Origin of the sequence: Shimwellia pseudoproteus (genome assembly GCF_016415625.1) — a bacterium.
In the GTDB taxonomy this organism is placed as follows: Bacteria; Pseudomonadota; Gammaproteobacteria; order Enterobacterales; family Enterobacteriaceae; genus Shimwellia; species Shimwellia pseudoproteus.
On record NZ_WBXP01000070.1, the window covers coordinates 1 to 11,487 of the forward strand.

Annotated in this window: 7 protein-coding genes and 1 pseudogene; 3 read left to right on the plus strand and 5 right to left on the minus strand. The window is 57.0% G+C overall.

Annotated elements, in window-relative coordinates:
- Positions 1–95 precede the first annotated feature (95 nt).
- Positions 96–455, minus strand: a pseudogene (locus F9C28_RS18730) (LysR family transcriptional regulator); the annotation flags it as partial.
- 123 nt (positions 456–578) lie between these two features.
- Here F9C28_RS18730 and F9C28_RS18735 point away from each other — a divergent pair.
- Together F9C28_RS18735 and nfo are read left to right on the plus strand one after the other, a co-directional pair.
- A complete protein-coding gene (locus F9C28_RS18735; RefSeq protein WP_199016799.1) occupies positions 579–1,631 on the plus strand; it encodes a YeiH family putative sulfate export transporter in 1,053 nt (350 codons plus the stop codon).
- A 75-nt stretch (positions 1,632–1,706) separates the two neighbouring features.
- Complete coding sequence (gene nfo / locus F9C28_RS18740; protein ID WP_199016800.1) at positions 1,707–2,564, plus strand: deoxyribonuclease IV; 858 nt, start codon at positions 1,707–1,709, stop codon at positions 2,562–2,564.
- Between the two features lie 88 nt (positions 2,565–2,652).
- On the opposite strand, the gene fruA is transcribed toward nfo, so the two are convergent.
- Genes fruA through fruB form a run of 3 tightly spaced genes read right to left on the minus strand, consistent with a single transcriptional unit; the run spans position 2,653 to position 6,435 of the window.
- Positions 2,653–4,350 carry a PTS fructose transporter subunit IIBC gene (gene fruA, locus F9C28_RS18745; RefSeq protein WP_199016801.1) on the minus strand — a complete coding sequence of 566 codons (1,698 nt, stop codon included), beginning with the start codon at positions 4,348–4,350 and terminating at the stop codon, positions 2,653–2,655.
- A gap of 15 nt (positions 4,351–4,365) precedes the next feature.
- Positions 4,366–5,304 carry a 1-phosphofructokinase gene (fruK, locus tag F9C28_RS18750; protein ID WP_199016802.1) on the minus strand — a complete coding sequence of 313 codons (939 nt, stop codon included), beginning with the start codon at positions 5,302–5,304 and terminating at the stop codon, positions 4,366–4,368.
- Positions 5,305–6,435 (minus strand): fused PTS fructose transporter subunit IIA/HPr protein, encoded by a 1,131-nt coding sequence (fruB, locus tag F9C28_RS18755; RefSeq protein ID WP_199016803.1) that lies wholly within the window; start codon positions 6,433–6,435, stop codon positions 5,305–5,307. It abuts the gene before it with no gap.
- 354 nt (positions 6,436–6,789) lie between these two features.
- Here fruB and setB point away from each other — a divergent pair, with 354 nt between their 5' ends.
- A complete protein-coding gene (setB, locus tag F9C28_RS18760; protein WP_199016804.1) occupies positions 6,790–7,971 on the plus strand; it encodes a sugar efflux transporter SetB in 1,182 nt (393 codons plus the stop codon).
- Positions 7,972–8,010: 39 nt separating this feature from the next.
- Here the strand turns inward: setB and F9C28_RS18765 are convergent, their stop codons facing one another.
- Positions 8,011–11,007: an autotransporter outer membrane beta-barrel domain-containing protein gene (locus F9C28_RS18765; protein ID WP_233149171.1), complete on the minus strand. Its 2,997-nt coding sequence runs from the start codon at positions 11,005–11,007 to the stop codon at positions 8,011–8,013.
- Positions 11,008–11,487 lie beyond the last annotated feature (480 nt).

Consider the following 11,487-nt stretch of genomic DNA (forward strand, 5'->3'; position numbering starts at 1 on the left):
CGATGTGTTTGCGGGAAAAAAATCGGCCCAGATCCGCGAAATTTTAATCAGCGAGTCAGCTTGGGAAGAAATGACCTGCTTATTCGCACCTTCCCTAGCGGCAGGCCGGGGAAATCCCGGCGATAGCGGGCAATCACCTCAGGGAGAATATAGTTGCCGATGGTGCTACTGGCATAAACCCGAATCGCGCCATTATCCTCCTGGAACATATGTTCTATTTCACTGCCCTGCTCCAGCAGCGCCACCGCTCTGGGGTATAACAAGCGGCCATGCTCATTCACCACCAGCCGCTTCCCTACCCTATCAAATAACTGCACCCCGAGCTGGCCTTCCAGATCAGAGAGCGCCGCGCTTACCGCAGACTGAGATAACGACAACATTTGCGAGGCCAGGGTGGTAGAACCACTCTTTAATACTTCGGTAAATACTTCCAACTGGCGCAATGTGATGTGCATAACGAATCCGTTTTTCCCGTATACCGTGCTTTACCACTTATTCAGATTAATTATAAATATATAATCAACTTTTATTTTATGCCACGCAGCCCTATCCTTTAGCCAACAAGATTAGGGGGATTTATGACTGCCACTTCACTCGACACACCATCACGCCACACACTCTGGCACTTTATTCCCGGCCTGATACTGACCGCGATTATTACTGGCATCGCCATTAAAGTGGGCTCTGTGCCCGCCATTGCCGGTGCAGGGTTCAGCGCACTGACCCTGGCTATCCTGTTTGGGATGGTGGTGGGGAATACGCTTTACCCTAAACTCAGCCGCGTCTGCGACGGCGGCGTCATCTTCGCCAAACAATATTTGCTGCGTCTGGGGATCATTTTATACGGTTTTCGTCTCACCTTCGCCCAAATCGCCGATGTCGGGGCGGCGGGTATCTTAATTGATGCCATCACCCTGTGCAGCACCTTTGCCATCGCCTGCTGGCTGGGCCGCAAAGTGTTCGGGCTGGATCAGGAAACTACCTGGCTGATTGGCGCCGGTAGCAGTATTTGCGGGGCCGCGGCGGTACTGGCCACCGAACCGGTGGTAAAAGCCCAGTCCAGCAAAGTGACGGTAGCGGTCGCCACCGTGGTTATCTTCGGTACCATGGCGATTTTTATCTACCCGATGCTCTATCCGCTGGTAAGCCACTGGTTCACTCCGGAAACCTTCGGGATTTATACCGGCTCGACCATGCATGAAGTTGCCCAGGTGGTTGCCGCCGGCCACGCCATCAGCCCGGAAACCGAAAGTGCCGCGGTGATAGCTAAAATGCTGCGCGTTATGATGCTGGCGCCGTTCCTGCTGTATATGGCCGCCCGGGTAAAACGTCTGGCGCCTCAGGGCAGCGGTGAAAAAAGCAAAATCACCATTCCGTGGTTCGCCATCCTGTTTATCCTGGTGGCGGTGTTTAACTCTTTCCACCTGCTGCCGACCCCGGTGGTTAACACCCTGGTGACCATTGATACACTGTGCCTGGCCATGGCCATGGCCGCACTGGGGATCACCACCCACATCAGCGCCCTGAAAAAAGCCGGGGTACGCCCGCTGCTGATGGCTCTGGTGCTGTTTATCTGGCTGATTGTTGGCGGTGCCGGGATTAACCTCGCCGTTCACGTCATCATGGGCTAATCAGTAACCAGAAAAATCCTGTCAAACCCGCTATCATGGAGACTTTCCCCAGCGCGGGTTTGACAGGAGAATCTGATGAAATATGTTGGAGCGCATGTGAGCGCCGCTGGCGGGGTAGAAAATGCCGCCCTTCGCGCCCACGAACTGGACGCCACCGCGTTCGCGCTATTTACCAAAAACCAGCGCCAGTGGCGCGCTGCCCCACTCAGTAGCGAAACCATCGATGCGTTCCGCAGTGCCTGCGAGCAATACGGTTATCAGCCCGGACAAATCCTTCCCCACGACAGTTATCTGATAAACCTCGGCCATCCAGTAGAAGACGCCCTGGAGAAATCCCGGGAGGCGTTCATTGACGAACTCCAGCGCTGTGAACAACTGGGGCTGACATTGCTTAACTTCCACCCCGGTAGCCACCTGCTGCAAATTGACGAAGACGCCTGCCTGGCGCGGATTGCTGAATCTATCAATATTGCGCTCAGCGAAACCGTCGGTGTCACCGCGGTTATCGAGAATACCGCCGGTCAGGGCAGCAACCTCGGGTTCCGCTTTGAACACCTGGCGGCTATTATTGACGGCGTGGAAGATAAATCCCGGGTGGGGGTCTGCATTGACACCTGCCATGCCTTTGCCGCCGGTTACGATTTACGCACCCCGGACGCCTGCGAGAAAACCTTCGCGGATTTTGAACGCACGGTGGGTTTCGGCTATTTACGCGGTATGCATCTGAATGATGCCAAAAGTGAGTTTGGTAGCCGGGTAGACCGCCATAACAGCCTCGGCATGGGCAATATTGGCCATCAGGCGTTCAGCTGGATCATGCGCGATGCGCGGTTTGATAATATCCCGCTAATCCTCGAAACCACCAACCCGGATATCTGGGCAGAAGAGATAGCCTGGCTAAAGGCTCAGCAGACCGATAACGTGGCGGCCTGAACCACAACGCGCCAGACAGCAATGCACCAGATAACAACGGGGGAGCATCAGCTCCCCCGTTGTTATGATGACGACCTGCCAGTTTACCTCAGGCCGCGTTCTCCGCCAGCGCCGTTTCCGGGCGCTTAATCAGCGCATAACTTACCGCCGCCAGCAGGGTCCCGGCGACAATCGCCAACAGATACCCCAGCACCGGCGTGATAGCCCCGGGGATCAGCAGCACAAACAGGCCACCGTGAGGCGCCATCAACTTCGCGCCAACCGCCATGGAGATTGCCCCGGTCACCGCCCCGCCAATAATGCAGCACGGCAGTACCCGCATCGGGTCCCGGGCGGCAAACGGAATAGCCCCTTCGGTAATAAAGCACAGCCCCAGCACCAGCGCCGCTTTGCCCCCTTCCCGCTGGGGTTTATCAAACTTACGCGGCGCAAACAGCGTTGCCAGCCCCAGCGCCAGCGGCGGCACCATACCGGCAGCCATAATCGCTGCCATCGGGGCGTACGTCTGGGTGCTCAGCAGGCCGACCCCAAACGCATAGGCCGCTTTATTCACCGGCCCGCCCATATCGGTACACATCATGCCGCCGAGGATAGCCCCCAGCAGTACCGCATTTGCCGTGCCCATGGTTTGCAGCCAGTGGGTCAGGCCGGTGAGGATTTTCGCCACCGGGGTACCTATCACGTAAATCATCCCCAGGCCCACTATCAGGCTGGATACCAGCGGGATAATCAGGATCGGTTTCAGGGCTTCCATACTGGCCGGTAGCTTCAGCTTACCACTGATCGCCTTCGCCACATACCCCGCCAGGAAACCGGCGATAATGCCGCCAATAAACCCGGACCCGGTACTCACCGCCAACATGCCGCCAATCAGACCCGGCGTCAGCCCCGGCCGGTCAGCAATCGAGAACGCAATATACCCGGCCAGCACCGGTACCATCAGCGCAAAGGCCGAACCACCGCCAATTTGCATCAGCGCCGCCGCCAGGGTTCCCGGCTGCTCAAAGGCTTTGATCCCGAAAACAAAAGACAGCGCGATACACAAGCCACCGGCCACCACCATCGGCAGCATATAAGAGACCCCGGTAAGCAGATGGCGATATGCCCCGCCGCCGGCGTGCTCTTTTTTACCCGCCGCCGTCTCACCTGGCTGCCCCTGTCTGGCGGGCGTAAAGGGGGTTGCCTCAACCAGCGCCTTATCGAACTCCTGGGCCGTTTTCTTCAGCGCCAGGCCTGTTGAGGTGCGGTACATCGGTTTGCCGGCAAACTTCGCCAGGTCGACTTCGATATCCGCCGCTACCAGCACCAGATCCGCGTCAGCAATCTCTTCCGGGGTGATAGGGTTACCGGCACCGACCGATCCCCGGGTCTCGACCTTCACCCACCAGCCGCGCTTTTTGGCTTCGGTTTCGATGGCCTCCGCCGCCATAAAAGTATGGGCTACCCCGGTCGGGCAGGCCGTGACCGCCACAATACGCTTCTGGGCCGCAGTCGCCTGGGGGGCCGGTGTCGCTGGCGCAGTCCAGGGCCGGGCTTGCGCTTTGGCGGCAGCCAAAAACGCCGCCGGATGCTGAACCGCCTGCTCCAGCGCCCCGACGTAGACCCGTTTCCCCTGTAACCCGGAGGTATTCGGGGGGGTCTCCCCCGCCACGATCACCAGTTCAGCCTGTTCGGCCTGGTCGGTGATAACCAGATCTGCCGCCGCCGCCGCGGTGGTCAGCACATTTTTCGCCAGCCAGGCCCGGGCCTGTCCCTGGTGTTGATCGATAAGAAGCAGCGTTTTCATGCATCGTCCCCGCTGTTAATGAAACGGTTTCAGTTCGACACGGGCCATCATGGCCGCCAGTTGCGTACGATCGGTGATGCCAACATTACTCTGGCTCACGGCCATTGCCGCCACCGCGGTCGCCAGGCGCAGCGTATGCTCGCTGGATTCACGCATCAGCAGGCCATAAATCAGGCCCCCCACCATTGAATCACCGGCACCCACGGTGCTCACCACCTGGCAGGCTGGCGGTTTAGCAATCCACTCGCCCGAGGCATTGACCCACAGGGCCCCTTCCGCCCCGAGGGAGATAACCACATGGGCTATCCCCTGCTCCCGCAAGCTGTGGGCGGCGTCAATCACATCTTCCAGGGTCGGCAACTTGCGGCCTGCCCAGATTTCCAGTTCGCGACGGTTGGGTTTTACCAGCCAGGGCGCGGCTTTCAGCCCGGCTTCCAGGGCTTCCCGGCTGCTGTCGAAAATAATGCACGGGCACTGGCTGCGCAGGCGGGTCATCCAGTCGGTAAACGCCTGGGGGCTGACACCGGCAGGCAGGCTGCCGCTGACGCAGACCATATCGAACTGGCCCAGCCAGGAGAGGGAATCGTTAACAAAACGTTCCCAGTCAGCGGGGGTGACGTCAAAACCGGAAAAGTTAAGATCCGTGACTTCGCCGTCCTGTTCGGTGAGTTTCACATTGATACGGGTACGACCCTGGACCACCTGAAAACGGTTAGCAATCCCCAGTTCGCTGAACAACTGCTGAAAGCCGTCCTGGTTATCTTTTCCGAGGAAACCGCCCACGGTGACATCAATCCCGAGATCTTTGAGAACCTTCGCGACATTGATCCCTTTACCGGCGGCGTGCAGGCCGGTGGTTTTCACCCGATTAACTTCCCCACGCTCAATCTGGTCACAGTAACCGACCAGGTCATAGGCCGGGTTCAATGTAATAGTGGCAACGCGTCTGCTCATTTATGCTTCTCCTAACCCGGCATCGATCGCATCACCAATCGCGTTCAGCGCCTGTACAGCATCATCACCCTGGGCAGTAAAACGCAGGCGATGGCCTTTTTTTACCCCGAGGGCGACAACTTTCATCAGGCTCCGGCCATTGGCCGGTTTGCCTGTTCCGTCCAGATTTGTCACGGTTATCTCACTGGTGAACTTTTTAATGGTATTCACCAGTACAGTACCGGGACGGGCATGGAGCCCATGTTCGTTGCGGACCACAAATTCCGCGCTTTGTAGACTGTCCTGCCGGGGGGCTTCACCGGTGGTCAGCAGACCAATCAGCGCCGGGGCATCAGCCTGTAGCAGGGTATCCACCTGCTGGCCGGTGATCAGATCGCTCAGGCGGTTCAATACCTGTAAAGGTTGTTCGTCCGCCACGGCGACCGTCATCAGCAATGCCACCGGCTGATCGTCAATCAGGAAAGGCGCTGCCGGGCGGCTAATGGCCACGGCGCTGGCCAGATTGCCCTCGGTGCTGTCGTTCAGCCAGATCCCCTGGCCAAGGCACAGCGGGCTTCCGGTAATCACCCGGGCAACAAAGGTGTCATCCACGGCGCCCGCCGCTTTCAAACGCCCGGCGTTCAGGGCCTGCAGGGTCACCATATCGCTGGCCGCCACATCCAGCGCCAGCAGGCGGTTATCAAACAGCAGCTCACTACGCTGGTTTTCCCCCATCAGCAGGGCGCGCAGCGCGTCTGCCGTGGTGGCGGTCCTGAGCTGTTCAGCAACCGCGTCATCGCTCAATACATGGGTAAGCTGGCGCAACAGGCCGAGATGCTCGTCAGAACTGGCGGCGATACCGATGGCCACATACGCCGTCTGCCCTTCCCCCCAGTTGATCCCGTCCGGGAACTGAAAGACCTGCACACCGGTTTTTAGCACCTTGTCACGGGTATCCGTGGTGCCGTGCGGGATGGCGATGCCATTCCCCAGATAGGTTGAGGTTTGCTGCTCACGCGCCAGCATGCCATCCACATAACCCGGGGCCACGTTGCCAGCCTTAACCAGCGCGTCAGCCACCAGACGTATTGCCGCCTCTTTAGTTGCGGCCTGGGCAGCGGGGTGGATATCCTGCTCAGACAACTGGAACATAATCGGTTTCTCCTGGCTGATTGAATCGTTTCAGCTTTATTCTTTAAAAAGGCGCTACCCTGTCAGTGGAGTGGAAACAAGATAACGCTGAAACGTTTCAAATAGTCTGTACATTCCCATAACAAGTCGCAAGCATTGTCGTAAACTGAAGTACGAAAATTAGAGTTGCCGCACAAATTTCAGCCACCGTGCTGACGCCAGTAGCAACGATGACAGGACATTTCAGCTAGCCTTCAGCTGGTGCATCAAATTTAAAATGATGTTTTATTTTTATTGGATATTTGATGCCGACCGCTGGTTTTTGCTGACGGTATCGGTACAATTCGGGCCTTCCTCATACCAGACAAGATATCCATGCACAGTGAATCTATTACGCCGCATATCCCAGGACGGGATCTGACCGCGGCCTCGTTCTTAATTGTCGCTTTCCTGACCGGTATCGCATCTGCACTGCAAACCCCGACCCTGAGCCTGTTTCTGACCGACGAAGTCCACGCCCGCCCGGCAATGGTCGGGTTATTTTTTACCGGCAGTGCGGTGATCGGCATCCTGGTGAGCCAGTTTCTCGCTGGGCGATCTGATCGCAAAGGCGATCGCAAGAGTTTGATTCTCGGCTGTTGCCTGCTGGGGATGCTGGCCTGCCTGCTGTTTGCCTGGAATCGTAACTATTTTATATTGCTGTTTGTCGGCGTCTTCTTAAGTAGCTTTGGCTCTACGGCGAACCCGCAAATGTTTGCCCTCGCCCGGGAGCATGCGGATAAAACCGGCCGTGAAGCGGTGATGTTCAGCTCTATTTTACGCGCGCAGGTATCGCTGGCCTGGGTTGTTGGCCCGCCACTGGCCTATGCGCTGGCGCTGGGATTTGGCTTTGAAGTGATGTACCTCTGCGCCGGGCTGGCCTTTGTGGTGTGTGCCGCCATCGTCTGGTGGTTACTGCCTTCAATGCCGAAAGCCCCTCAGGCGACAGCATCACGCCCCCAGGCCCCGGCCCGTCACCGCCGGGATGCCCTGCTGCTGTTTGTGGCCTGTACCATGATGTGGGGATGTAACAGCCTGTATATCATCAATATGCCGCTCTACATTATTAACGAGCTGCATTTACCGGAGAAGCTGGCCGGGGTAATGATGGGTACCGCAGCCGGGCTGGAGATCCCGACCATGCTGATTGCCGGGTATTATGCTAAACGGTTCGGGAAACGCTTTCTGCTGCGGGTCGCCACCGCCGCCGGGCTGCTGTTTTACCTCGGTATGTTGACCCTGCAAAATGAAATAGTACTGCTCGGACTACAGCTGCTGAACGCTATCTTTATCGGCATCCTCGCCGGGATCGGGATGCTCTATTTTCAGGATCTGATGCCGGGCCAGGCGGGATCTGCCACCACGCTGTATACCAATACCACCCGGGTGGGCTGGATCATTGCCGGTTCCCTGGCGGGGGTTTCTGCGGAGATTTGGAGTTATCACGCGGCGTTTTATATCGCGCTGGGGATGATTGCGGTCACGGTGTATTGCATGGCCCGTATTCGCGATATCTGATACCTGATAACGCGCCCCGGCAGCCGGGGCGCGTTGACATCAGAATTGCACTTTTATTCCGGCCTGGATGCCGTTGTCCTGCTGAGGACCAGAAAGCAGCCCGCTGTAGCTAAACGACAGCGAGGTGCGCTGGCTCAGGGCGATATCGGCCGTGAGCTTGACGACCGCGCTGTCCCGGGGGGCGGCAACTGTGCGGGTGTAAAACGACGGGTTGCCGCCACCAAACGCAAGGGTGCTTCCACGCCGGGGATCATTGTACTGGTGCTGCCAGCCTGCTTCCCCATACAGCGATACCCCGACACCGTTATCCAGCTGCCACTGTTTACCGGCGCGTAATCCCAGGGTGGATAACGTCGAGTGAATACTCTCCCCCGGGCCCTGTAATGCCGCCGCCCCGCCCCGCTCGCTAAATTTACCCTGCTGGGTCCTGGCATAAGCCAGACGGGCAAAGGGCTCAAGATCAACCACCGCACTATTGACGCTATAACCCGCCTCGCCAAACCACTGGAACGTGGCGCCATTATACCGTGCAGACGCGCTGTCTGCCTGGCTGCCATAACGCACGTTGCGCGCAGTATCAAGGCGGTGCCAGCTGTTGGCTACCCCGCTACGCAGGGCAACGGGGCCGGCGGTTTTCCCGGCATACAGCGCCAGATGGTAGTTATCGCTGTGGGCCGTTGATCGGTTGCCGCCATGCAGCGATGTCCGGGTAACCCCGGCCGCCACCCCGGCGGTCAGCGTACCGTCAGCAGACTGGCTATCACCGCCGAGCAATATCCCGTGGGTCGCGGCGCTGTAGCCCATAATACCGGCGCTGCCCTGGGCCTGTTGCCAGGCACCCACCATCTGCCCCCAGACACCATTACCGCTGGTCTTAATCCCCGTACCCGGGGCGGCAGTCTGTGCCTGGCGTAAGCGCCCGTTCAGGGCATCGCGCAGATAACGGCTGTTATTCAGCAATACAGACGCAATATCGCCGTGGATTTGCCCCGCCAGCTGGCTAAAGGCCTGGCGCGCATCGCTGGCGGTGTAGCTGGCCAGGATACTTTCATACACTGGATTACCCGGGGCCAGCTGATCCGCCGCCCGGGCCACCGCGCGCTGGTTGGCTGTCTGCGCCACGCTGGCAAACGCGGTATGGTTACGGCCCACCGCCAGTTGCAGGGCATCCGGCTGAACGTTCAACTGGGCGCCGATAAACAGATAGTCCGGGGCCACCGCGCTAAACGATCCCGTAACCCCATTAGCGGCGGTCAGGATCCGGAACGTGCGGCCCGCCATGCTCAACACGTCACCATGAGAAAGTAAATTGGCATCATTGACCAGCGATACCGCCACATCACCACCGTTCAGAATAGCGCTACCGGTGCTGTGGATCTGGTCATGCTCCCCGTTGCGGGTTACCTCCACCCGGTACAGGGAGCCGGGATCAAACTGCACATTGCGCTGCACAGTAAGGGTACCAATGCCGTTACCCGGCGCCACCGTGCCCCCGGCCCCGACATGCAGCGAGCCAAGTTGCCCGCCGCCGCTCAGGGTACCGCGTTGCTGCACGGTGACATCGGACGCCACCACGTTCTCAACCACCAGTTTCCCCTCGTTCACCAGGGTTGGCCCGCGGTAACTGTTGTTGCCGTTCAGCACCAGGGTGCCGCTGCCGATTTTAGTTAACCCACCGTGACCGCTGATGTCATTATCCCAGCGATCCCAGGCACACTCGCGGGTGCCGCAAACGCGTTCCAGTGGGGTGCCGGCATCCAGCACCGCCCCGATCCCCGGTAGATTAGCGGTAAATTGCGTATCACTGTATGTCCCGTCAATATAGAACTCCCCGGGAATATCCTGCCGGGTAACAAACATCCCCGGGCCATCAATGGCGTTACGCAGGCTGATTTTCCCCCAGCCAAAGCGCGCATCCAGCCCCGGCGCCCCCAGATCCACCGCCGTGGTCTTCAGCACATCAGCAATCTGGGCCGTGGTCATATAAGGGAAACGCTGCATTAATACGGCGGCGGCACCACTCACCATCGGCGCCGCCATTGAGGTACCGGTCATATGTTCATATCCCAGTTGAATACCCAATTCCCCTTTTTGCAGCGCCGCCAGATTAACCTCACCGCCGGTGGTTGAGACCAGATGCCCGGCAGCACTGAAAATATCGGCACCCGGTGCCGAAACACAATAACTGGCAGTGAAGCCGCAGGACGTTGAACTCACGTGGAGATCATCTTGAGTATCGAGATTAGTCACCGCTAAAAAATGCGAGAAAACATCCGGTGAAAAATAAGGCAATGCCGGTACACCAATAGGCACATTATAGTTATTACCGTTCCCGGCAGAAATCACAATCAGCTTATTATTCCGGGCCGCACGCAGCATACCAATCTCAGCATTTAAATCCCCCTCCTCACCGGAGACTGGTTTTCCAGTTAATGTATTTATTTGATCAATAAGCGGAGCGTAATAATCAATATTGGTTTGTAAGGTTGCCTGTTCATAATAATAAGTGCCATCAGGAAGAACGATTGGCTCCTCATCTTGATCGTGATTGATAGTATATTCATACCCCCAGCTATTATTAATAATCCGCGCATTGCTCTGGATCATCGCTTCGGCATGATCAACCTCATTTTGCAGATATTTTGCCGCAATAATATCCGCATCATAAGCTACACCGTGCATCCCCACCCCATCGCGCCGGGCGGCGGCAATCCCGGCCACGTGCACCCCGTGAAGGCCCAACTCAAGTGAGCCATCGTCAAGCACCGCGGCATTCAGCGGATCATCTGGCGAGATAATCGTTAGTTTATCTTTAAATTCAGGATGTTCGAATAACGCTTCATCGAGAATACCAATGGCAATATCTTTCCCTGAATATCCCCTGGCGTAAGCATATTCTGCACCAATAGATTCTAGCCCCCATTGGGACATAAATTCAGGTGTTCTCCAGTATTCTATGGTCTGCGCCTCCGGCGTTACCGAACTGGCGCTGGAAAGAGGGATTAGCGTAATAAAACCGACAGGGAGTAAACCCATAGCGATAATCCGGCGGGATAAAATAATATTTTTTATTACGCTTGATAATGTTGTTTTGTTGTTGTCCATAGCAACGACTCCAGAGTAGAGGGGGATACTCACGCTGGCATTAATATTCCAGCGGAAGCGTGAGAATAAACTCAGGAGTAAGAATTAATACTGTTCCAGTAACAGCAACAATCAATAAAATTGCCGTTCGTATACGTCGTTTAATCATAAATAAGAAAATTAATCGTTATATTCTGCCGGTCGATTAATCTCAGCAAAAAATACCGGTTAGTCGCCGCCGCTGCCCGGGTTAACCAGGGAAAGATAGCGATTTACGGCATGGTTTGTTTCTGTCGCCCGGGCGATTTGCATCAGGTTTGCCGCCAGCGCTGGCGCGGCTTTGTTGAATAAATCAGATTTCGGGTAAGTCTCCCCCGTAGCGGGTTGTGTTTTCAGGCAATACGCACACTTTCAGGCATACCTGCTTTCGTC